The sequence below is a fragment of the Micromonospora craniellae genome (assembly GCF_014764405.1).
Lineage (GTDB): Bacteria > Actinomycetota > Actinomycetes > Mycobacteriales > Micromonosporaceae > Micromonospora > Micromonospora craniellae.
The window spans coordinates 6,358,112-6,381,417 of record NZ_CP061725.1 but is presented as its reverse complement, the minus strand read 5'-3'; the positions used below and the strand labels follow the sequence as shown (position 1 = coordinate 6,381,417).

Here is a 23,306-nt window from a genome sequence, read left to right as displayed (position 1 = left end):
CTGGTCGGCGCGGGCGAGCACATTCGCCCCGGTGCTGCGTCGTCGGCTGGCACGGCGAGCCCGGGGCGGCCCGTCGTCACAGGCGCCGGTGCAGGCGCCGGGACAGGAGGTCCCCGCAGAGAAGGTCCGGTGACAGCAGGAACGGCTCAGCTCGACAGCGGCTCAACCGGTAGGCAGGGGACCGCAGAGGTGGGCGCGACCAGCGAAGTTCACCATACCTAGCTTCCTAGGACACCCTAGCGGATATGCACGGCACCACCGCTCCCAGAACAGTTTCAGATGATCGGGTGCGGGGACACAACCGCGAGGAGCGCAGCGGATCGCTGCGCCGCCGAGGCAGGCAGGGAGGCGACATGAGCTTCACCGACAAGGCGAAGAACAAGGTCGAGGAACTGAGCGGCGCCGCCAAGGAGCGCGTCGGCGACATGACCGACAACGAGCGCATGCGTGCCGAGGGCGCCACCGAGCAGTCCGAGGCCCGTGCCCGCAAGGCCGGTGAGAACGTGAAGGACGCCGGCCGCAACGCCAAGGACGCCTTCACCAAGTGACCGCACGCAGAAGCGGGCCACCGGAAAAGCTCCGGTGGCCCGCTTCGCGGCGTGGCGTCAGTCGGTGGAGGAGGTACCGACCGGGCTACGCCCGGTCGGGTCAGTCGTCGCGGTGGGTCCGCCACCACTGTTGGCCGGTGTCCGGCAGGGTGTCGATCGGGTCGTGGTACGCGTACCGCTTGTTGAGGGCCTCCAGGTCGGCGGACTCGATGGAGGTGCGGTAGTTCTTCGTCCAGTAGGAGATGCCACGTTCGCGGTCGTACTCGGTGACCATGTGCACCCAGCGCTTGCCGACGAAGGGCACGTCGCAGACGATCCGGGGAGTGGCGTAGCCGGGCAGGTAGCCCATGATGTCGTGCTGGAGTTGCTGGGCGTGCCAGACCGGGACCCGCCAGTGCTCGGCGTTGGGGATCATGTCGCACATGTAGAAGTAGTACGGCAGGATGCCCGCCTCGCCCTGGAGCGCGAAGCAGAGGTCGAGCAGGTCGGTGGTGCTGGCGTTGACGCCGCGCATCAGCACGCCCTGGTTGCGCACGTCGCGTACGCCGACGTCGAGGGCGGTCTGGGTGGCCTTGGCGACCAGCGGGGTGAGCGACTGGGCGTGGTTGACGTGGGTGTGGATGGCCAGGTTGACGCCCCGTCGGGCGGCGGTTCGGGCGACCCGTTCCAGCCCCTCCACGACGTCTGGTTGCAGCCAGTGCTGGGGCAGGCCCATGAGCGCCTTGGTGGCGAGCCGGATGTCGCGGATGGTCTCGATCTCCAGCAGGCGCATCAGGTACGACTCGAGGCTGCGCCACGGGACGTTGGCCACGTCGCCGCCGGAGACCACCACGTCGCGTACGCCGGGGTGGGCCTTGAGGTAGGTGATGTGCGCGTCGTACCGGTCGACGGGTTTGAGGGTGAGTTTGAGTTTGTCGACCGCGGGGGTGGAGTTGCCGACCAGGTCCATGCGGGTGCAGTGCCCGCAGTACTGCGGGCAGGTGGAGAGCAGTTCGGCGAGGACTTTGGTGGGGTAGCGGTGGGTGAGGCCCTCGGCGACCCACATGTCGTGTTCGTGCAGCGAGTCGCGGGTGGCGTACGGGTGGGAGGGCCAGTCGGTGCGGCGGTCCGAGGCGACGGGAATCATGTAGCGCCGGATCGGGTCGGCCAGCAACGCCTCGGTGGTGGGTGGGGCGTCCGGCACCATGGTGTTGATCATTTGGGGTGGTACGAGCATGGACATGGTGGCCAGGGCGCGTTGGTCGGCTTCGAGGTCGGCATAGAAGTGCTCGTCGACGGTGCCGCCGAGCAGGGTGCGGAGTTGCTTGATGTTCTTGACGCAGTTGACGCGCTGCCACTGGGCGCTTTCCCACTGGTCGCGGGTGACGTGACGCCATCCGGGGAAGCGGGTCCAGTCGGGTTCGACGAGGCGGTGGCGGCGGTATTCGTACGGTTGGCCGGTCAGTGCGGTGGTGGGGGCCGGCTCGGGTGTTGCCGGGGCGGTGTGCACCGGCGGTTGGGTCTGGGTCACGGCCCCTCCTGCGGGTGTGTCGGTGGTCGTCCGACCTGGGTGTCGGTCGATCCGGGGTCGTCGGCGGACCGAAGGTTACTGGAAAATATTCGGTACAGGAATTATTCTGCCGGAAGTTTTCCCGTCATGCGAGTTGATGTCGGGGCTTTGGGCGGTCGGACAGGGAGGTTGGCGTGACGTCACCAGTAGGTCTGCAAACGAGGTGCGGATCTCGGTCGAGCGGCTGAAGCGGACGTGACGATGCTGGTGGGTAACGGGTACGTGCCGAGTCACGCGGAGTTGGCGTTGGGGCTGCTGCGTGACGTGCCGGGGGTGCGTGGGCTCTTCGAGGCCCGGCTGGCGGCAGACTGAGGCCATGACGAAGAACCCCTCGACGTTGTACCGGGCCGGCGTGTTGCACTGCCCGGCGGATCCGTCCGCGACGGCGCTGTTGGTGCGGGACGGGCGGATCGTCTGGTTGGGTGCCGGGGCGGACGCGCCGGCCGCGGACCGGGTGGTGGATCTGGGCGGGGCGTTGGTGACGCCGGCGTTCGTGGACGCGCACGTGCACGTGAGTGACACCGGGTTGGCGTTGTCGGGGCTGGATCTGTCCGGGGTGCGCTCGGCGGGGGCGTTGCTGGCGGCGGTGGCGGCGTTCGCGGCGGGGTTGCCGGCGGACGCGGTGGTGCTGGGGCACGGGTGGGACGAGTCGACGTGGTCGGTGCCGGTGCCGCCGGGGGCGGCGGAGGTGGATCGGGCGGCCGGTGGGCGGCGGGTGTATCTGTCGCAGGCGTCGATCCATTCGGCGGTGGTGTCGTCGGCGTTGTTGGCGGCGTGTCCGGAGGCGGTGGCGGCGCCCGGGTACGACGCGTCGGGGTGGTTGCGGCGGGCCGCGCATCACGTGGTGCGGGCGGTGGCGCGGGCGTCGGTGACGCGGGCGCAGCGGGTGGCGGCGCACCGGGTGGCGTTGCGGCATGCGGCGTCGTTGGGGATCGCGGCGGTGCACGAGTGTGGCGGGCCGGAGATCTCGGACGAGGAGGACTTCACGGGCCTGTTGTCGCTGTCGGGTGTGGGGGTGCCGGAGGTGTACGGGTACTGGGGTGAGTTGGGTGGTGCGGCGCGGGCGCGGGAGTTGGGTGCGGTGGGTGCGGGTGGGGATCTGTTCGCGGACGGGGCGTTGGGGTCGCGGACGGCGCACGTGTCGGCGGCGTACGTGGACGGGCAGGGGTGTGGTCACGGGTATCTGACGGCGGAACAGGTTCGTGATCATTTGTTGGACTGTGCGGCGCACGGGATGCAGGGCGGGTTCCACGCGATCGGGGATGCGGCGATCTCGACGGTGTTGGCGGGGTTCGCGGGGGCGGCGGAGAAGGTGGGGACGGAGCGGGTGCGTGCGGCGCGGCATCGGATCGAGCACGCGGAGATCGTGGATCGGCGGTTGATCGCCGGGTTCGTGGAGTTCGGGGTGGTGGCGTCGATGCAGCCGGCGTTCGACCGGTTGTGGGGTGGCGCGGGTCGGATGTACGAGGCGCGGTTGGGGTTGGCGCGGTCGTTGGCGTCGAATCCGATGGGGGCGATGCACGGGGTGGGGGTGGCGTTGGCGTTCGGGTCGGATTCGCCGGTGACGCCGTTGGATCCGTGGGGGTCGGTGCGGGCTGCGGTGGCGCATCACAACCCGGTGCAGCGGATGAGTGTGCGGGCGGCGTTCGCGGCGCATACGCGGGGTGGTTGGCGGGCGGTGCATCGGGACAGTGAGGGGGTGTTGGCGTTGGGGGCGCCGGCGACGTTCGCGGTGTGGTCGTCGCCGGCGGGGGTCCAGCGGGGGTTGCCGGTGTTGGCGGCCGAGGATCCGCAGGTGCGGGGGGTGCGGGATCCGACGCCGTTGCCGGAGTGCCGGGCGACGGTGTTGCGCGGTGAGGTGATCTATGAGGAAGGGGCGTCGTGACTGAGGTGGTGGGTTCTCGGCCGGCAAGGGTGGGGCCGCTGACCTCGGCGTGACCGGTGTCGGGTCGGTTTCGGACGGTGACGGTGAGCGCGACACGCCGTGGGGGTGTGGCGACTCGTCCGGGGTGGGTTGACAAGGTCGGGGGTGGGCCACGTACCGTCTTTGAGTCCTACCACGGGAAGCGGCTGTTGTTCGCTTCGTCCCTTCGTCCGCTGGCCGAGCGACGGTTGTCGCGGCGGCCAGGTCCAGCGGGCGGGGGTCGGCGGGGCGGCGCGAACCGGCTGCGGTTACCGGTGTACGGGCAGGGTGGGGTGCACGGCCAGTAGACAACGGCCCGACGGGGACAGCCAGTCACCGTCTGGTCGGTCCGAAGGTCGGCGTGCCTCATTCCCGCCGCACCGGCTGGGAAGGGCCTGGGAGCATCGGGGCGCGGCGTATGCCGCGCCCCGATTTCGTGTGCTCAGTCGGTGGCGGGTCGGGCCCGGACGTGCAGGTTGAGCACCTCGGCGGGCGCGGGGTCGGGGTTGGCGACGGAGTGCGGCACGCGGGTCCGGACGCCGAGCGGGCCGAGCGGTTGGCCGCGCGCCGCCAGCAGCGGGAGGAGATGTTCACCGAGGCGGCCTGGGAGGAACGGTACCGGTCCCGGACGTCGACAGGAGGATCGCCCGGCCGGTGACCGCCCCCGGTGTCGGGGTCCGCCGGGCGGGTAGCCTTCGGCGCGTGACCCCGCCTGACGCCACCGTGACGACCGTGGACCGCGCCGCCGTGCCCGCCGACGCGAGCCGGCCCGACGGTGCGTCCCGGCCGCTGCGGCTGCCGGTGGCGGTGGTGCTGGCGGTCGCCGCCGGGCTGGCGCTGCTGGTGGCGTTTCCGCCGTACGGGTGGTGGCCGCTGGCGCCGGTCGGGGTGGCGCTGCTGGCCGCCGCGACGCATCGGCGGCGGCTGCGGGCCGGCGCCGGTCTGGGGTTCCTGACCGGGCTGGCGCTGTTCGCGCCGCTGCTGTCCTGGACGAACCTGCACACCGGCTACCTGCCGTGGGTGCTGCTGTCGCTGTTGCAGGCCGGCTACCTGGCGCTGCTGGGCGTGGCCACCGCGTGGGTGTCGCCGCTGGCCGACCGGTACCCGGCGGTGTGGCCGGCGGTGACCGGTGTGCTGTGGGTGGGGCAGGAGGCGCTGCGGGACCGGACCCCGTTCGGGGGGTTCCCGTGGGGGCGGCTGGCGTTCGGCCAGGACACCTCGCCGCTGCTGCGGCTGGCATCCGTCGGCGGCGCCCCGCTGGTGACGTTCGCGGTGGCGGCGGCCGGTGGGCTGCTGGTGGCCGGCGTGTGGTGGACGCTGCGGGCCCGCCGGGCCGCCACCGACACCCGGTGGTGGACTCCGGCCGCCGGATGCGCGGCGGTGCTGGTGCTGCTGTTCGGCGGGGGACTGTTGGTGCCGGTGAGCACTGCGGGGACCGGTGAGACGGTGACCGTGGCGATCGTGCAGGGCAATGTGCCGCGCCTCGGGTTGGACTTCAACGCCCAACGGCAGGCGGTGTTGAACAACCACGTGGACGCCACTATCGCCCTGGCCGGTGAGGTGGCCGCCGGCACCCGGGCCCGACCGGACCTGGTGGTGTGGCCGGAGAACTCCAGCGACATCGACCCGCTGCGCAACCAGTCGGCCAACATACGCATCTCCGAGGCCGCCGACGCGATCGGCGTACCGATCCTGGTCGGTGCGGTGCTGACCGGCCCCGGGCAGGGGCAGGTGCGCAACGCGGGGCTGCTGTGGCGGCCGGGCAGCGGCCCCGACCTGGAGCAGCTCTACATCAAGCGGCATCCGGTGCCGTTCGCCGAGTACGTGCCGCTGCGCCGCATCGCCCGGATGGTCAGCGACCAGGTCGACCGGGTCCGCGCCGACTTCGTGGCCGGCACCGAGCCGGGGGTGGTGCGGACCCCGGCGGCGGTGCTCGGCGATGTGATCTGTTTCGAGGTGGCCTACGACGGGCTGGTGCGCGACACCGTGGTCGGTGGGGCCCAACTGCTGGTGGTGCAGACCAACAACGCCACCTTCGACGTGGCCGAGGCCCGACAGCAGCTGGCCATGGTCCGGTTGCGGGCGGTCGAGCACGGTCGCCCCGCGTTGATGGCCTCCACGGTCGGAGTGTCCGGGTTCGTGGCCCCCGACGGGCGGGTAAGCGATGCCACCGGGTTCAACACCCAGGCGGTCGTGGTGCGTGAGCTGCGGCTGACCGAGGGGCGCACCCTCGCCACCCGGGTCGGGGTGCTGCCCGAGGTGGTGCTGGCCGGGCTGTCCGTGGCCACGTTGGTCGGGGCGGCACTGGTGCGGCGCCGGTGGGGCGGCCGATCCGGATAGCCGGCGGCTGCCCGGAGAGGGGCAGCGGTGATGCGCAGGACCGACATCCGCCCGGCGGCGACCGGGGTGCCCGGCGTGGGTCGGGTGCTGGTGGTCATCCCGACCTACAACGAGGCTGACAACGTCGGCGCGATCGTGCGGCGGGTCCGTGGCGCCGCGCCGCAGGTGGAGATCCTCGTCGCCGACGACAACAGCCCCGACGGCACCGGCCGCGTCGCCGAGGGGCTGGCCCGCGCCGACGGTCACGTGCACGTGCTGCACCGGGAGGGTAAGCAGGGCCTCGGCGCGGCGTACCTGGCCGGGTTCGCGTGGGCGCGGAAGCGCGGCTACGACGCGGTGGTGGAGATGGACGCCGACGGCTCGCACGCCCCGGAGGACCTGCCGGCGCTGCTGGCCGCCGCCCGGCACGCCGACGTGGTGATCGGGTCGCGGTGGACGCGGGGCGCCCGGGTGTTGAACTGGCCGCTGCGGCGGCTGCTGCTGTCGCGGTGCGGCAACCTGTACGCGCGGCTGGCGCTGGGCATGCCGGTGGCCGACGCCACCGGCGGCTACCGGGTGTACCGGGCGGGTGTGCTCGACGCGGTGGACCTGGAGTCGGTGTGCTCGCAGGGGTACTCGTTCCAGGTGGAGCTGTCCCGGTTGGCGCATCGCGCGGGGGCGCGGATCGTCGAGGTGCCGATCACGTTCGCCGAGCGGGAACGCGGCGACAGCAAGATGAGCCCGCTGATCGTGGCCGAGGCGCTGTGGCGGATCACCGGCTGGGCGGTACGCGACCGGCGTACGGCGGTGCGGCAGGGCTGGCAGGGGGCGACGACGGGGCGGGCCCGGTGGCCGTGAGCAGGAGCGTGTCATGCTGGACGGACGGGACGGCTGCGCCCCGCCGGGTGCGCCGTCCGATGACGAGCGCCGCGAGGCGGATGGGGTGATATGCGCCGGACAGTGAAGTTCGTACCGTTGGCCCTGCTGCTGTCTCTGACAGCGGAACTGGCCGTGTTCGTGGTGGTGGGCCGGGCGATCGGCTTCGGCGCGGCGACACTGCTGGTGTTCGCGGCCTCACTGCTGGGGCTGGTCCTGCTGCGCCGCGAGGGGATCCGCGCCTGGCGGGGCTTCCGGGACGCGGCCCAGTCCGGCCGGCCGCCCGGTGGCCAGGTCACCGACGGGCTGATCGGTCTGCTCGGCGCGTTGCTGCTGGCCACGCCGGGCCTGGTCAGCGGCGTGGTGGGGCTGGTGCTGCTGCTGCCTCCGGTGCGTCGGATCGCACGCGGGGGCATCCAGCGTTCCGCCGAACGCCGGGTGTCGTCGATGGCCGCCGGTGACCTGTTCGGGCCACGCCGGGTGCACGTGTACCGGGGTGCGCCGCAGCAGCCGGCCGGCGAGCAGTCCGCCCCCGCACCGCAACCCGCGCCGCAGCAGCCGTCGGCAGCGGCGCCGCCGGTGGTGGATGACGGCCGCGCCATCGAGGGCGAGATCGTGGAGCCGCGCTGACCGCGAGCGACACCTCAAGGCACGATGGCGCCCCGGGAGATGACCTCCCGGGGCGCCGGTGGTTGACGGGTCAGGCGCGACCGCGGCGGGTACGGACCTCCTGGAGCCGCTCGGCGAGGATGTCCTCCAGCTCGGCGATGGAACGCCGCTCCAGCAGCATGTCCCAGTGGGTGCGCGGCGGCTTGGCCTTCTTCTGCTCCGGCTCGTTGCCGTCGACCAGCCGGGCCACGCTGCCGTCGAACTTGCACTCCCAGGTGGTCGGCACCTCGGCGTCGACGGCGAACGGCACCTCGAACTGGTGACCCTTGGCACACAGGTACTCGCGGGTCTGCCGCGGCGCGAGCTCCGTGTTGCGATCGGATTCGTAGCTGACCGCGCCCAGTCGGCTACCGCGCAGCATGCGCTCGCCCATGATCGACTTCCCCTCTGTGGTGGTGCTGGTCCTATCGGTGTAACGGTCCGCCGTCGCCGAGCCATTCCCGCGGCCAAGTCCTGACGTCCCGCAGCACGGCGGGTGCGTGGTCAAGGGTAGCGGGCCGCAGCGCGCACCCGGTCGGGTCCGCCCGCCGGGTCGTCTCGGCGGCGCGGTGGCGGTGAAGACCCAGGCCGGTTGATCAAGAGGTTTCGGCTGTGGTCTCCCCGGCATCCGCGCCCAAATTGATCAACCGGGGATGTGCGGGGCGTCGGATCGTCGCCCATCGGGACCGGAAGGCCGGCGGGAGGACGCGGAGCGGGGAGGTCAGGAGGTGGCGCGGCGGGTCAGGGCGGTGGCCAGGTCGGCGACCTGGGCGGCCAGCTGGGCCACGCGCTGGCGGGCGTCGTCACGGTCGGCCTCCGTCGCGCGCAGCCGTACCGTCGCGTCGTCGAGCCCGCGTTCGGCGACGCTCGCGGCGGCGCGGGCGGCGGTCAGGTCGGCGCGCAGCGTGGTGACGTCGGCGCGGGCCGCGGCCAGGTCCCCGGTGGACTGCCGGGCCACCGCCTGGGCCCGGTCCCGGTCGGCGGCGGCCTGGGTACGCGTCCGCTCGATCTCGGCCTGCACCGCCGCCAGCTCCGCCTGGGCCGCCGCCACCTGGGCCCGGTCCCGGTCGGCGGCGGCACGGGCCTGCGCCGCCTCGGCCTTGTACTGCTCCCCGTCGGCGCGGGCCTGGACGAGCTGGGCCTGGGCCTGGTCGGCGGCGGCCCGCGACCGCTCCGCCTCGATCCGCGACCGCTCGGCCTCGGCGCCGGCCTCGCCGAGGGCACGGGTGGCCCGTTCGGCGTCGGCGCGCGCGGTGTCCCGCTCGGCGGTGAGGTCGGCGCCCCGGCGGTGTGCGGTGTCCCGCTCGGCCCGCAGGGTGGCCGCCTGCGCCCGGGCGAGGTCCCGGTCGGCCTCGGCCTGCGCCCGCAGCGCCTGGGCGGCCACCGCCGCGCGCCGGGCCTCGTCGCGGGCCGACTCGGCAGCCTCGGCCCGCTGATCGGCGCCGGCAGCCCGCGCGGCGGCTTCGGCGGACTCGGCCCGCGCGGCGTGCCGGTCGGCGGCGGCGGACTCGGCTGCCCGGCGGTCCCGCTCGGCGCGGGCGGCGGCGTCCTCGGCCGCCCGCAGCGCCTCGTCGCGCTCGGCCTGCGCCGCCGCGACCTCACCGGCGGTCTCCGCGCGGACCTGCGCCACCTGGCGCTGCACCCCAGACGGAGACAACTCGGCGTGCAGGGCCTCGGTCAGCGTCTCGACGATCTGGTCCAGCCGGTCCACCGCCTCCCACGTGCGGGCCACCTGCCCGGGCAGGCCGGGGGCGTTGCGGTGCCGCATCCGGGTGTTGCGGGACGCCCGCTGGCAGGCGCCGTCGTTGTCCCGGCAGTAGCGGAACGGGCGACCCGCGCCGACGCGCTGCGGCACGTCACGTCCGCAGTGGGCGCAGGGGCGGGTGTCAGCGGTGGGGGCGGGCTGGACGTCCATCGAACCGGCAGTCTAGTGAGCCGCGCCGGGCCGCCCCACCGGCGGCGTCACCGCACCGGCGTCGGGCCACCGTACGTCGCGGTGTCGACCACCGGGCTGGCCGTGCTGTCCCGCACGGTCAGTCGGGGCTCCAGCAGCGTCGTCTCCGGCACCGGCTCCTCGGCCAGCTTGCGCATCAGCACCGCCACCGCCTGCCGGCCGATCTCCTCGGCGGGCACCGGCACCGAGGTGAGCCGGGGACCGGCGTGCTCGGCGAACTGGTCCGGGCAGACCGCCACCATCGACACGTCGTGCGGCACCCGCCGCCCCAGCCCGGCCAGGGCGGCCTGCACCGCACCGACGGCCGCCTCGTTCTGCATCACCAGGCCGGACAGGTCGGGATGTCGGGCGAACAGCTCCACCACCCGTCGGCGGACGTCGGCGGCGTTCTCCTCGCACGGCAGCGTCACCGCGTCGACGCGGTGACGCCCGGCCGCCTCCACCACCCCGGCCCGGGTGCGGTGCGCGAACCCGGTGCCCCGGTCGTAGACGGCGGCCGGCGCGCCGAGCAGCGCCACCCGCCGGTGGCCGAGCCCCGCCAGGTGCTCCACGCACACCTGACCGGCCCGGTGGAAGTCCAGGTCCACACAGGTCAGGCCGGTGGTGTCGGCGGGTACGCCGATCAGCACACTGGGGCGCCCCAGCTCCCGCAGCAGCGGCACCCGTACGTCGTGCAGCTCCACGTCCATCACCAGCACCCCGTCGACGAGCGCCCCGGCGGCGACCCGACGCAGCCCCTCCGGCCCCTCGTCGGAGGTCACCAGCAGCACGTCGTGGTCGTGGCGGCGGGCCGAGGTCACCACCGCCGTGGCGAACTGCATCACCACCGGCACCTGGATGCCCGGGCGCAGCGGCAGCACCAGGGCGATCACGTTGGAGCGGCGGCTGGCCAGTGCCCGCGCCCCGGCGTTCGGGTGGTAGCCGAGGACCCGGATGCTGGCCAGCACCCGGTTGCGGGTCAGCTCGGAGATGGCCCGTTTGCCGCTGAGCACGTACGACACGGTGCTCACCGCGACACCCGCGTGCCGGGCCACGTCGGCGATGGTGGGCTGGCCCGACGCGACCCGACCGCGCCGGCTCACCGGACCCCGCTCGTGCTGTGCAGCCGCGCCGACCGTGCCGCCGCGTCGCCGCGTACGTCCACCGCGCCGACCAGCCGTACGTCGGTGGCGGAGCGTCCGACCAGCACGGTGTGGGTGGTGTCCTCGACCACGAGACCGTCGCGTTCGGCGTCCCACCAGCCCAGCTCGGCGGTGTGCAGCCGCAGCGTCACCGTCCGGCGTTCGCCGGGGGCCAGGGTGACCCGGCCGAAGTCGCGCAGTTGCCGCAGCGGCTGCTTGACCCGGGAGCGGCGTTGCCGGGTGTAGAGCTGCACCACCTCCACGCCGGGCCGGGATCCGGTGTTGGTGACGTCCACGCTCACCTCCACCGTGTCGCCGACGGTCGCGGTGGTGGTGCTCAATCGCAGGTCGGCGTAGTCGAAGTGGGCGTAGGACAGCCCGTGACCGAACGGGTACAGCGGATCGCCCCGGAAGTACAGGTAGGTGGAGTCGGCGCCGATCACGTCGTAGTCGAGCAGGTCGGGCAGGTCGGCGGTGTCGGCGTACCAGGTCTGGGTGAGCCGGCCGGCCGGGTCGGCGTCGCCGAGCAGCACGTCGGTCAGGGCCCGGCCGTGTTCCTGCCCGCCGTGGGCGGACCACAGCACCGCCGGCAGGTGCTGCTGCGCCCACCCGATCGCGTACGGGTAGCTGCTGGTCACCACCAGCACCGTCCGGGGATTGGCGGCGTGCACGGCGCGCAGCATGGCCTCCTGCCGGGCGGGCAGGGCCAGGTCCACCCGGTCCTCGGTCTCGCGGCCGTTGACCATCGGGTGGTTGCCGAGCGTCACCACCGCCACGTCGGCGTCGGCGGCCAGCGCGGCGGCCTCGGCGGCGCCGTCGATCACCAGGTCGATACCGAAGGCGGTGGCAGCCTGCCGGTCGTCGCCGTCGACCCGCAGCCGCCCCTGGTCGTCGGCGGTGACGTACCGGTCGGTGGCCAGGTGCCGCAGCAGCACGGTGCCGGCGGGCAGCGGGTCGAACTGGAACGTCTCGCGCACCACCCAGCCGCCCGGGCCGGGCCGGTCGTTGCGCAGGGCGCCGTCGTCGTCGGCGCCGACGTGCCGGCCGTTGCCGACAGCCCGCAGCGCCACCGTGTCACGACCCCAGTCGAACACGTCGAACCAGGTGGCGTCGGCGCCGAGCGTCAGCGGGCCGCCGTCGGCGGTGTCCGGGCAGCCCACATACCGGTCGCCGACCCGCAGCGCGACACGGTCGGCGCCCGAGTGGGTGGTGACCTGCGGCAGCCGTCCGGCCAGCCCCTGGTAGGTGGTCACCGCGTACGGCAGGGTGCCGCTGTACCAGTCCTCGTGGACGGCGTCGGCCAGCGGACCGAGCACGGCGACCCGCGTACCGGCCGCCAGGGGCAGCAGACCGGTGTTGCGCAGCAGCACCACGGACTCGCGGGCGGCCTGCCGGGCCAGGTCGCGGTGGGCCGGGCAGTCGACGACGTCGGCGGGTGTCGCGGCGTACGGGTCGTCGTGCGGCGGGTCCAGGTCACCCAGGCGCAGCCGCACGGACAGGATGCGCCGTACCGCCCGGTCCACGTCGGACTCGGAGATCAGGCCCCGGTCCAGTGCCTCGGTCAGCCACCGCCGGGTGGGTGCGCTGTCGGTGTGGTCCTCGGTGAAGCTGTCGATCCCGGCGCGCAGCGCGGCGGCGAACCCGTGGACGTGGTCGGGGGCGTGGCCCTGCAGGTCGGCGAGGTTGCCGATCGCGCCGGCGTCGCCGACCACCAGCACCTCGTCCGGCGCCCACCTGCGCAGCTCGGCGTCGATCAGCGGGCTCAGGTGCGCCGGCACCCCGTCGACCAGGTTGTACGACGCCATCGCGCCGACCGCCGCGCCGGCGGCGATCGGGGCGCGGAACGCGGGCAGTTCGTACTCGTGCAGCACCCGGGGCGGCAGGTCGCTGGAGGTGGTGGCCCGGTCGGTCTCGTTGTTGTAGCCGAGGAAGTGCTTGACCGTGGGGGCGGTCCGCAGCCGCTCGGGATGGTCACCGCGCAGCCCCTGCGCGTACGCGGTGGCGAGCCGCCCGGTCAGCCACGGGTCCTCGGACCAGCCTTCCTCGTTGCGGCCCCAGCGCGGGTCGCGCAGCGGGTTGACCACGGGGGCCCAGACGTTGAGGCCGACGCGGTCGGGGTCGGCGTGGTTCTTGGCGCGTACCTCGGTGCCGACGGCCACGCCGACGGCGCGTACCAGGTCGGGGTCCCAACTGCTGGCCAGGCCGATGACCTGGGGGAACACGGTGGCCGGGCCGAGCCAGGCGACGCCGTGCAGCGCTTCGGTGCCGGTCTTGAACGGGGGCAGGCCGAGCCGGGGGACCGGGGCCTGCCACTGGTGCAGCAGGCCGATCTTCTCCGGCAGGGTGAGCCGGGCCAGCAGGTCATCGATCCGGTCCCGGGATGCGGGCAGGGTGCGGTCGGTCATGGTGGATCGCCTTCCAGTGCCCGGCGCGCCGGAGGTCGAAGCGCTTCGACGGCGGATGGCCGAGCGGCATCGCAGGTGACGGTGGGGTGACGGTCGCCGGCCCGGACGCAGGCGAAGCGCTTCGACGAACCGCGGAGAACAAGCCGCCCCGGGTGCCCGAACGGGGCGGCTCGCTTCGAGGTTGGCGCCATCGACCGGTCCGGTCAAGACTCGGTGCGCGGCGCCCAGGTCAGCGGGTCGGTAACCGCCCGGCCTCGACGACGGCCAGGGCCGCGGTGGCCCCGCCGAGCGCCGCCGCGGTGTCCAGGGTGGAGGCGTCGAGCCGCGCGCCGCCGGCCGCGGGGGCGTGGGCGCGCGCGGCGAGTTCCGACCGGGCCGCCGGCAGCAGCCAGGGCGCCAGGGTCGCGAAGTGGTCGCCGAGCACCACCGCCTCCGGGTTGAGCAGGTCGGCCAGGACGGCCACGCCCTGGCCGAGGTGCCGGCCGGTCTCGGCCAGACCGCTGCGCACGGTGGGGTCGTCCTGGCGGGCCAGGGCCACGATCCGGGTCAGCTCCGGCAGGTAGTCGGTGACCGGGCCGTCGGCCTCGGCGTCGGGCAACAGCCGGCGTACCACGGCGGGCAGCCCGACCAGCGCGGTCAGGCAGCCCCGGGCGCCGCAGTCGCAGGGCGGCCCGGACGGGTCCACCGGCAGGTGGCCGATCCCGCCGGCGAGGCCGCGCCCGCCGCGCAGCAGCCGGCCGGCGGCGATGATCCCGGCGCCGACGGTGATGCCGCCGGTCAGGTGCACCAGGTCGGTGGTGCCGGCGTGCGGGCCGTGTCGCTGTTCGGCCAGGGCCGCGAGGTTGGCGACGCTGTCCACGCCGACGGCGAAGGCGGGCTCGCGCAGGGCCGCGCGCAGGTCTGCGGCGACCGGCACGTCCCGCCAGCCCAGGGCGTCGGACAGCGGGACCGTCCCGGCGGCGTCCACCAGCCCGGGCGCCCCGACGGTGAGGCCGAGCACGGTGCGGCCCTGGCTGGTGACCCGGCCGATCGCGCGGCGGGCCAGGGCGGTCAGCGCGCGTAGCGTCTCGGCGGGGGGGACCGTGCCGGGAGCGAAGGCCCGCCGCCAGGTGAGCAGCCTGTTGCCGCCGAGGTCGATGGCGACCGCCACGAGTTCGTCGGCGCCGATCTGCAGGCCGAGCGCGGCGTACGGTTCGCCGTCGAGCACCAGCATCGTCGCCGGGCGGCCGACCCGGTTCTCGGTGAGCCCGGTCTCGCGCACCAGTCGTTGGTCGATCAGTTCGCTGACCAGGCTGGAGACGGTGGCCTTGTTCAGGCCGGTGCGGGCGGCGATGTCGGCACGGGAGCAGGGGGCGTGCAGGCGGACGTGCCGCAGGACCACCGCGCGGTTGGCGACCCGCACGTCACCGAGGTCGGTCGGCTGCGGTTCGTTCTGGATGCTGATCACGATCTGCCCGCTCCCTGCGCCGGTGTCGTGGCGCGCGCGTCCATCATCGCGTACCGCCGTGGCGGGACCGGCCACGCCGTCCGGGCCGCCGGCACGCCCTGTCTTGTGGGACGGGATAGCCGTCGATTAGTTTGTTCGGCTAGAACCCCAACTAATCCTAGCCGGAGTCCCCCGCTCCGCAAACCGTTATCGATGACGAAGGGAGTGCGCCGTGACGCCTCTTACGCGCACATCCACCGACCGCCGGACCATGCTGCGGTTGGTCGGCCTCGGCGCCGCCGCGACCGTGGGCGGCGGCGCCCTGGCCGGATGCAGCAAGGAAGCCGGCAGCCAGGGCAGCGCCACCGGCGCCGACGCCATCAAGGCGGTGCTGCCCACCTACCAGCGGGTCGAACTGCTCAAGCCGGACATCCCCGGCGAGGGCCCGATCCCGGACGGCTATCTCAGCTACCCGCGCCAACTCGTCGACGCGGTCACCGAGCAGCCGGGCCGGGGCGGCCCCCCGATCCAGACGATGACCCCGTGGTGGGGCCCGACCCCGCCGCCGCTGGGGCGCAACGCGTACCTTGCCGCGGTCAACGGCAAGCTCGGCGTGGAGGTCAGCCCGAGCCTGCAGGACGGCAACACCTACTCCGACAAGCTCAACGCCATGCTCGGCGCCCGGGACGTGCCGGACCTGCTCTGCGCACCGAACTGGGAGGTGGACAAGGTCGCCCGGTTCTCCGACGCGGTCAAGGCGCTGTTCACCGACCTGACCGACCACCTCCAGGGCGACAACGCGGCGAAGTACCCGTACCTCGCCTCGCTGCCCAGCGGCGCCTGGGAGTACTCGGTCTGGGGTGGACGGCTCTACGCCGTGCCGTTCCCCACCGACGGGCCGTTCGCGTGGGCCATGTTCCACCGCAAGGACCTGTTCGACGCCGCCGGCCTGGCCACCCCCACCACCCCCGACGAGCTGTATGAGATCGGCAAGAAGGCCACCGACCCGGCCAAGGGGGTGTGGGCCTTCGGCAGCGTCTTCGACGTGGTGCAGCAGCTGTTCGGCTGCCAGCAGATCTGGCGCAAGAAGCCAGACGGCGGCCTGGAACACAAGTTCGAGAACCCGGCCTTCGAGGCGGCGCTGGCGTTCACCGCCCGGCTGTTCGCCGAGGGTCTGGTGCACCCCGACACCGTCGCCAGCCGGGGCGCCGACGAGAAGCAGCTGTTCAAGGCCGGCAAGATCCTGCTGTTCCAGGACGGTCTCGGCGCCTGGCAGGGCATGCAGAGCGAACGGGTCAAGGAACTGCCCACCTTCAACATGCAGCCGCTGCCGCTGTTCGGCGCGCAGGGCGCCCAACCGGTCGTCTGGGGAAGTGAGAAGCCGATCTTCTATACCTTTCTCAAGAAGGACCTGGCCGCCGAGCGGGTCGACGAGCTGCTGCGGGTGCTCAACTGGTGTGCCGCGCCGTTCGGCAGCCGCGAGTTCGAGCTGCGCGAGTACGGCGCCGAGGGCCAGCACTTCACCCGGGGCGCCGACGGCACCCCGACCCTGACCGAGCTGGGCCGCAGCGAGTTGGGCGCGCAGTACACCCACATCGGCGGCCGGGTGCCGGTCAAGGTGCGCAGCGGCGACACCCCCAACTACGTGCAGGACTACATCGGCTACTACCGCAACCACATCGGCCAGATGGAGCAGGACCTGTTCGCCGGGATCAAGCTGGAGCTGCCGGCGAACTGGTCGAAGATCATCCAACCGACCGACGACAAGATCCGCGACATCCTGCGCGGCCGTCGCCCGGTCAGCGACCTGGCCCAGGTGCGCAAGGAGTTCCTGGACACCGGTGGCGAGGAGGGCCGCGCGTTCCACGAGAAGGCGCTCGCCGACAACGGCCGATGAACGGGCCGGTCACCGTGCCGCCGGACGGCGGCACGACCGGTGCCGGGGGACCGTCATGAGCGCCCCCGGCACCGTCGAGACGCGACCACCCGCCGAGCGTACGCCGCCACCGCGGCGTCCCCGGCGGGGTGGGCGGCGCAGCCTGCGGGCCCGGCTGCGCCGCGACTGGCCGCTGCTGGCGATGGCCGCGCCGGCGGCGGCCCTGCTGCTGGTCTTCCACTACCTGCCCACACTGGGCAACGTCATCGCCTTCCAGGACTACAACCCGTTCGTCGGCGACGACCCGCTGGACGCGTTCCTCAACAGCGAGTGGATCGGCTTCGGCAACTTCGAGGCACTCTTCCGCGACCCGCTGTTCTGGGACGCGGTCCGCAACACGCTGAGCATCACGGCCTTCCAGTTGGTGTTCTTCTTCCCGCTGCCGATCCTGCTGGCGCTCATCCTCAACAGCGTGGTCTCCGGGCGGCTGCGCGGCTTCGTGCAGAGCGTCGTCTACCTGCCGCACTTCTTCAGCTGGGTGCTGGTGGTGACGTTCTTCGTGCAGATGTTCGGCGGGGCCGGACTGCTGGCCCAGGAGATGCGCCAGGCCGGTCTGCAGCCCTGGGAGATCATGACCAACCCGGACACGTTCATCGTGCTGGTCACCGCCGAGGCGGTCTGGAAGGACCTGGGCTGGGGGGCGATCGTCTTCCTGGCCGCGCTGTCCGCGATCGACCAGAACCTGTACGAGGCGGCGGCGGCCGACGGCGCCGGGCGGTGGCGACGGCTGTGGCACATCACCCTGCCCGGCCTGCGTCCGGTGATCGTGCTGCTGCTCATCATGCGGCTCGGCGACGCGCTCTCGGTCGGCTTCGAGCAGTTCATCCTGCAACGCGAGGCGGTCGGCCGAGAGGCCGCCGAAGTGCTCGACACCTTCGTCTACTACCAGGCGATCAGTACCCAGCAGTGGGGGCTCGGTGCCGCGGCGGGCCTGTTCAAGGCGGTGGTCGGACTGGCTCTGATCCTCACCGCGAACAAGGTCGCGCACCGGCTCGGCGAGCAGGGGGTGTACGCGAAATCATGACCGCACAACTCAGTGGTGCCGGGCCGGTGCCCGCGGCACCGAGAACGGCGGGGCCGCCCGCGCCACCGCCGCGACGACGCCACTCCGGCCGTCCGGTGTGGGCGGGGCGCCCCTCGACGTCCCTGACCATCGGCAAGGGGTTCGTGCTCGCCCTGCTGGTCGCGGCGGTGCTGGTGCCGCTCTGGACGGTACTGGTCACCAGCCTCGCCTCACGCGGCACCATCGACGACGCGGGCGGCATGGTCATGATCCCCCGGGAGATCGACCCGTCCGCGTACATCACCATCTTCAGCGGCGGGGACGTCACCCAGGCGGTGTGGATCAGCACGCTGGTCACCGTGCTCGGCACCACGGTCAGCCTGGTGCTCACCGTGCTGGCCGCGTACGGGCTGTCCCGCCCGGGCTCGGTGGCCCACCGTGGGCTGCTGTTCTACTTCCTGCTGACGTTCCTGATCTTCCCGGGGCTGGTGCCGAGCTACCTGGTGGTGACCGGGCTGGGCCTCAAGGACAGCATCTGGTCGCTGATCCTGCCCAGCGCGATCAGCGTGTTCAACCTGGTGGTGATCCGCGCGTTCTTCATGAACGTGCCGGCCGAACTGCTCGACAGCGCCCGCATCGACGGCGCGGGGGAGTTGCGCATCCTCACCCGGATCGTGCTGCCGCTGTCCAAGGCGGTGATCGCCGTGGTCGGGCTCTTCTACGCGGTCGGCTACTGGAACGCGTACTTCAACGCGGTGCTCTACATCGACTCCAACGACAAGTTCCCGATCCAGCGGGTGTTGCAGAGCTACATCCTGGCCGGACAGTCGCCGAACGTCTCCGGCGCGTCGGTGAGCCTGCCCGGCGTGACGGCGTACCCGCCGACGCTCGCGGTCAAGATGGCCGTGGTGATCGTGACGGTCATCCCCGCGGTGATCATCTATCCGTTCGTGCAGCGGCACTTCACCAAGGGTGTGATCACCGGTGCGGTGAAGGGCTGATCCGGGCGCGGTGCGGCCGCCCGGCAGGGGCCGGACCCACCCGGGTCCGGCCCCGTCCCGCGCGTGGGGCCCGACTCCGTCCAGCCGGGCCCCACGCGCGGGACGGTCGGCCCTACGCGGGGAACAAGCCCGCGAAGGGCACGACGGTCACCGCCGCACCGTTGAGCAGTGACCGGGCCGGCAGGTCGGCATCGCCGACCCCGGCGAAGGCCAACTGCCCCACCAGCAGCGGCCCTCGCGTCCTGATCCGCAACTCGTCGCCGTCGCGGAACGCCTCGATGACGGTATCGCCGTCGACGTCGTGCACCACCGTCCGCCCCTCGACGGCACCCCAACTGACCAGCGTGACGTCGCGGAACGGTTGGTCGCCGACGGTGGGGTGCGGCGCGACCAGCGGCAGCAGCGTGCCGTGCCGCACGTACAGCGGGGTGCGCGACAGCGGCACGTCGACCCGCAGGTGCCGTCCGCCCGGGTGCCGCTCGCCGGTGGCCGCGTCGATCCAGTCGTCCCCGACGGGCAGGTAGACGTCGCGCCGACCGGTCGGGTCCAGCACCGGCGCCACCAGCAGGTCGGTGCCGAGGCGGTACTGCAGGTCGACGGTCCAGGCCGTCGGGTCCTGCGGGGTGTCGACCAGCAGGGCGCGCATCACCGGCGCCCCGGTACGGGCGGCCCGCACCGCCGCCGACCACAGGTACGGCATGAGCCGGTATCGCAACCGCAGCGCGGCCACCGCGAGCCGTTCGGTCTCGGCCGGGAAGTCCCAGGGCAGCCGGCTGGTGGTGCCGTGCAGCCGCAGCAGCGGCGACAGCGCCCCGAACTGCGACCAGCGTACGTACAGGTCGGGGTCCGGGGTGCCGTGGAACCCGCCGGTGTCGTGGCTCCAGAACGGCACCCCGGACAGTCCGTGCGACAGCCCGCCGCGCAACGTGCTGGCCAGCGCCGGCCAGGTGGCGTTGACGTCGCCGCTCCACTGCGCGCTGTGTCGCTGCCCGCCCAGGTACGACGAGCGTGCCCACACCGCCCGGTGACCGGCCACCTCCTCGGTGACCTGGGCGACAACGTCGTTGAACAGCAGGCTGTAGACGTTGTGCAGCTCGACGCCGGTCATCCCGTTGTGGGCCACCGCATCGGCCGGCACCCCCTCGGCGAAGTCGGTCTTGAACACCGCCACGCCCTGCTGCAACAGGGGCCGCAGCAGGCCGGTGAACCAGTCGACGGCGGCCGGGTTGGTCAGGTCCACGATGGCGCTGACCGGATAGCTGCCGTGCCACACGTCGGCCACGTACGTGCTGCCGTCGGGGCGGCGCAGGAAGTAGCCGGCCCGTTCCGCGTCGGCGTACAGCGGGCTGCCGGTCATCAGGTACGGGTTCGTCCAGAGACAGACCCGGAAGCCCTGCTCGCCGAGGGTCCGCAGCATCCCGGCGGGGTCGGGGAACGCCTCGGCGTCCCAGCGCAGGTCCGACCAGTTCCCGGCGACCTGCCAGTAGCAGTCCAGGTGCAGCACGTCGCAGGGGATGTCGCGCTCGCGGATGCGGCGCGCCCGGTCCAGCACCTTCTGCTGGCTGTCCGGATAGAAGCCGGAGGAGATCCAGGCGCCGAACGCCCAACGCGGCGGCAGGTACGGCCGGCCGGTGAGCCGGTCGAAGCGGTCCAGCACCTCGGCGGGGGTCGGCCCGGCCAGCACGTAGTAGTCCAGCAGGTCGTCGGGGACCAGGATCTGGACGGTGCTGTGGGTGGACTGGCAGACGTCGAACTGCACCGGCAGGCCACTGTCGACCAGCAGCCCGTAGCCCCGGTTGGACAGATAGAACGGCACGTTCTTGTGCGACCGGTCGGACTCGCTGCCGAAGGCGTCGAAGTTCCACATCAGCGCCCGCTGGCCACGTTTGTCCAGCGGGGTGAACTTCTCCCCGAAGCCGACGAAGCGTTCGTCGCCGGGCGCGACGAAGCTCTCGTGCCAGGCGACGCGGACCCCGTCGACCGTGGAGCGGCCGAAGGGCAGGGTGCGTCGCCGGCCGCTGATGTCGACCGTCCCGGGGTCCTGTTCGACCAGGACGGTGCCGTCGGGGCGCAGGAACCGGATCCGCCACGGGTCGAGCCGGATCTCGGCGACCACCGCCCCGGCGTCCACGCGTACCCACCGGTCGTCGGCGGTCACGGTGGCCGGCCGCGCCTCCGGGCGGACCAGTGTCACCGCCCGCGCGGAGCGGGTCCGGGCCTGGGGGTCCTCGGCGAGCCGGACCCGGATCACGCCGTCGCCGGCGGACTCCACCCGGACCACCGCCGTCACCCCGTCGGCCAGCGCCGCCTTGAAGGCGGCCCCGGACACGTCGCCGCCGACGAACTCGGCCCGGCCCACCACCGCCGTCCCGCCCTCACCGGGGGATCGGGCGGGCAGGTCGGGCGGGTCGGCCACGAACGTCTCGTACGGCACCAACGGCGGTCGGTACGGCATCGGCTCTCCTCGAAGACGGTACGGCGGTGCGGACAGTTTCTTTAATTACCCGACGAACTGTCAACGAGGATCATCGATGCCGAAAATTTCGGTGCCGTTGACATGGGCAAATCGCCTCCCTAGTTTGTACAGATCATCAACTAATCCGACGGGTGGTGGGCGATGTGGCACGACGGTCGGCTCTGCTACGGCGGTGACTACAACCCGGAGCAGTGGCCGGCTCGGGTCTGGGCCGAGGACGTCGCGCTGATGCGCCGGGCCCGGGTCAACCTGGTCACCGTCGGCGTGTTCGCCTGGTCCCGCCTGGAACCGGCCCCCGGCCGGTACACCTTCGACTGGCTCGACCAGGTCCTCGACCTGCTGCACGACGGCGGCGTCCGGGTCGCCCTGGCCACCCCCACCGCCTCCCCGCCACCCTGGTTCTCCCACGCCCACCCGGGCGCGCTGCCGGTCACCGCCGACGGGGTCCGCCTGCATCACGGCAGCCGCGACACCTACTGCGCCGCCGCCCCCGCCTACCGCTCCGCCGCCCGCCGCATCACCGCCGCCCTCGCCGACCGGTACGCCCACCACCCGGCCGTGACGCTGTGGCGCGTGCACAACGAGTACGGCACCACCTGCCACTGCGAGCACACCGCCCGCGCCTTCCGGCGCTGGCTGGCCGGACGCTACGGCGACCTGGCCACCCTCAACGACGCCTGGGTCACCAGCTTCTGGAGCCAGCACTACTCCGACTGGGCGCAGATCAGCACCCCCCGCGCCACCCAGTACCTGGGCAACCCCGGCCACCTGCTGGACTTCCGCCGCTTCTGGTCCGACACGCTGCTCGCCGCGTACGCCGACCAGCGGGACCTGCTGCGCGCCGCCGCGCCGCAGACCCCGGTCACCACCAACTACGTGCTCGGCGACTGGGTGCCGGTCGACCACGCCCGCTGGGCCCGCGAGCTGGACCTGGTCGCCGTCGACCACTACCCGTCGGCCGTCGACGGTGGCGCCGAGGAACAGACCGCGCTGGCCGGCGACCTGGCCCGGGGCTGGGCCCGGCACGCCGCCGTCGACCGTGGTACACCGACGCCGCCCTGGTTGCTGATGGAGAGCGCCCCCCAACAGATCCACACCACCGGGCGGTCGCACACCAAGGAGCCGGGGCGGATGCTGCGGCACAGCCTCGCCCACGTGGCCCGTGGCTCGCACGGGGCGATGTTCTTCCAGTGGCGGGCCCCCGCCGGCGGCGCCGAACGCTTCCACTCCGCTCTCGTGCCGCACGCCGGCCCGGACAGCCGGGCGTTCCGCGAGGCCGTCGACCTCGGTACGGCGCTGGAGCGGCTCTCCGAGGTAGCCGGCGCCGTCGAGGCGTCCGTGGCGCTGGCCGTCGACGCCGCGAGCGCCTGGGCGTTGCGCCACCCGGGCCTGCCCTCGGCCCGGCTGGACCACCACGAGGAACTCGCCGCCGTCCACCGGGCCCTGTGGCACGCCGGCTACGGCTGCGACACGGTCGTACCCGGTGACCCCCTCGACGGGTACGAGCTGCTCGTCCTGCCCGCCCTCTACATGGTCGCCGGCACCACCGCCGAGTGGGTGCGCGAGTACGTGCACGGCGGCGGTCACCTGCTGGCCACGTACCTCAGCGGCACCGCAGACGAGCACGCCCGGGTACGGCTCGGCGGCTACCCGGGCGCGCTGCGTGACGTGCTCGGCGTACGGGTGGAGGAGTTCCACCCGCTCGCCGACGGCGACCAGGTACGGCTCGGCGACGGCGGCACCGGCCGGATCTGGGCCGAGACCGTCCACCTGACCGGGGCGGAAACGGTCACCGCGTACGTCGGCGGGGTGCTCGACGGGGCACCCGCGATCACCCGCCACCGCCACGGCGCCGGCACCGCCTGGTACGTCTCCACCCGCCCCGACGACGCCACCTACCGCCGGCTGCTCGACACCGCCGCCCGGGCCGCCGGCGCCGTCCCGGTCTGCCCGGACGCGCCCGCCGGGGTCGAGGCGGTACGCCGACTCGGTGACGGCGTGAGCTGGCTGTTCCTGCTCAACCACACCGACCGCGCGCACCGGGTACCGGCGCGTGGGCTGGACCTGCTCACCGCCGCCCGGGTCGACGAGGCGGTCACCCTGCCACCCGGTGGTGTCGCCGTGCTGCGCGAGAGCTGAGA

At 73.2% G+C, this 23,306-nt stretch carries 17 protein-coding genes and 1 pseudogene; 11 read left to right on the top strand and 7 right to left on the bottom strand.

The annotated features are described in order from the left end of the window. Positions 1–353: 353 nt before the first annotated feature. On the top strand, positions 354–548 hold the full coding sequence (locus ID554_RS29055; RefSeq protein WP_117227666.1) for a CsbD family protein: 195 nt from the start codon (positions 354–356) through the stop codon (positions 546–548). 100 nt (positions 549–648) lie between these two features. Here ID554_RS29055 and ID554_RS29050 read toward each other — a convergent pair whose 3' ends face one another. Next, a complete protein-coding gene (locus ID554_RS29050) occupies positions 649–2,058 on the bottom strand; it encodes a KamA family radical SAM protein (protein ID WP_117227665.1) in 1,410 nt (469 codons plus the stop codon). A gap of 201 nt (positions 2,059–2,259) precedes the next feature. Here ID554_RS29050 and ID554_RS29045 point away from each other — a divergent pair. The 6 genes and pseudogenes from ID554_RS29045 to ID554_RS29020 form a co-directional block, all read left to right on the top strand. After that, positions 2,260–2,409: pseudogene (locus tag ID554_RS29045) on the top strand (zinc-binding alcohol dehydrogenase); the annotation flags it as partial. 4 nt (positions 2,410–2,413) lie between these two features. Next, positions 2,414–3,982 carry an amidohydrolase gene (locus ID554_RS29040; protein ID WP_117227664.1) on the top strand — a complete coding sequence of 523 codons (1,569 nt, stop codon included), beginning with the start codon at positions 2,414–2,416 and terminating at the stop codon, positions 3,980–3,982. Between the two features lie 487 nt (positions 3,983–4,469). Continuing rightward, positions 4,470–4,658: a hypothetical protein gene (locus tag ID554_RS29035; protein WP_147333441.1), complete on the top strand. Its 189-nt coding sequence runs from the start codon at positions 4,470–4,472 to the stop codon at positions 4,656–4,658. 44 nt (positions 4,659–4,702) lie between these two features. Next, positions 4,703–6,340: an apolipoprotein N-acyltransferase gene (gene lnt, locus ID554_RS29030; protein ID WP_396888431.1), complete on the top strand. Its 1,638-nt coding sequence runs from the start codon at positions 4,703–4,705 to the stop codon at positions 6,338–6,340. A 30-nt stretch (positions 6,341–6,370) separates the two neighbouring features. Beyond that, on the top strand, positions 6,371–7,177 hold the full coding sequence (locus tag ID554_RS29025) for a polyprenol monophosphomannose synthase (RefSeq protein ID WP_117227663.1): 807 nt from the start codon (positions 6,371–6,373) through the stop codon (positions 7,175–7,177). 90 nt (positions 7,178–7,267) lie between these two features. After that, on the top strand, positions 7,268–7,825 hold the full coding sequence (locus ID554_RS29020) for an FxsA family protein (RefSeq protein WP_117227662.1): 558 nt from the start codon (positions 7,268–7,270) through the stop codon (positions 7,823–7,825). 70 nt (positions 7,826–7,895) lie between these two features. On the opposite strand, the gene ID554_RS29015 is transcribed toward ID554_RS29020, so the two are convergent. The 5 genes from ID554_RS29015 to ID554_RS28995 all read right to left on the bottom strand — a co-directional run bounded on the left by ID554_RS29015 (position 7,896) and on the right by ID554_RS28995 (position 14,770). After that, positions 7,896–8,237, bottom strand: coding sequence for an RNA polymerase-binding protein RbpA (locus ID554_RS29015; protein WP_007460094.1), 342 nt, complete (start codon positions 8,235–8,237; stop codon positions 7,896–7,898). A gap of 327 nt (positions 8,238–8,564) precedes the next feature. Beyond that, complete coding sequence (locus tag ID554_RS29010) at positions 8,565–9,758, bottom strand: coiled-coil domain-containing protein (protein WP_117227661.1); 1,194 nt, start codon at positions 9,756–9,758, stop codon at positions 8,565–8,567. Positions 9,759–9,805: 47 nt separating this feature from the next. Further along, positions 9,806–10,879: a LacI family DNA-binding transcriptional regulator gene (locus ID554_RS29005; RefSeq protein WP_117227660.1), complete on the bottom strand. Its 1,074-nt coding sequence runs from the start codon at positions 10,877–10,879 to the stop codon at positions 9,806–9,808. Further along, positions 10,876–13,323 carry a beta-glucosidase family protein gene (locus ID554_RS29000; RefSeq protein WP_117227659.1) on the bottom strand — a complete coding sequence of 816 codons (2,448 nt, stop codon included), beginning with the start codon at positions 13,321–13,323 and terminating at the stop codon, positions 10,876–10,878. Before ID554_RS29000 ends, ID554_RS29005 begins: the two co-directional genes overlap by 4 nt. Positions 13,324–13,552: 229 nt before the next feature. Beyond that, complete coding sequence (locus tag ID554_RS28995; RefSeq protein WP_117227744.1) at positions 13,553–14,770, bottom strand: ROK family transcriptional regulator; 1,218 nt, start codon at positions 14,768–14,770, stop codon at positions 13,553–13,555. 211 nt (positions 14,771–14,981) lie between these two features. Here ID554_RS28995 and ID554_RS28990 point away from each other — a divergent pair, with 211 nt between their 5' ends. The 3 genes from ID554_RS28990 to ID554_RS28980 are packed head-to-tail and all read left to right on the top strand — an operon-like array spanning position 14,982 to position 18,689. After that, on the top strand, positions 14,982–16,646 hold the full coding sequence (locus ID554_RS28990; protein WP_223884324.1) for an extracellular solute-binding protein: 1,665 nt from the start codon (positions 14,982–14,984) through the stop codon (positions 16,644–16,646). 55 nt (positions 16,647–16,701) lie between these two features. Further along, a complete protein-coding gene (locus ID554_RS28985) occupies positions 16,702–17,709 on the top strand; it encodes an ABC transporter permease (protein ID WP_117227657.1) in 1,008 nt (335 codons plus the stop codon). After that, a complete protein-coding gene (locus ID554_RS28980; RefSeq protein ID WP_117227656.1) occupies positions 17,706–18,689 on the top strand; it encodes a carbohydrate ABC transporter permease in 984 nt (327 codons plus the stop codon). Before ID554_RS28985 ends, ID554_RS28980 begins: the two co-directional genes overlap by 4 nt. Before the next feature lie 112 nt (positions 18,690–18,801). On the opposite strand, the gene ID554_RS28975 is transcribed toward ID554_RS28980, so the two are convergent. Further along, positions 18,802–21,144: a TIM-barrel domain-containing protein gene (locus ID554_RS28975; RefSeq protein ID WP_117227655.1), complete on the bottom strand. Its 2,343-nt coding sequence runs from the start codon at positions 21,142–21,144 to the stop codon at positions 18,802–18,804. Positions 21,145–21,306: 162 nt separating this feature from the next. Between ID554_RS28975 and ID554_RS28970 the strand changes: the two genes are divergently transcribed. Beyond that, a complete protein-coding gene (locus tag ID554_RS28970; RefSeq protein WP_117227654.1) occupies positions 21,307–23,304 on the top strand; it encodes a beta-galactosidase in 1,998 nt (665 codons plus the stop codon). Positions 23,305–23,306: the final 2 nt, after the last annotated feature.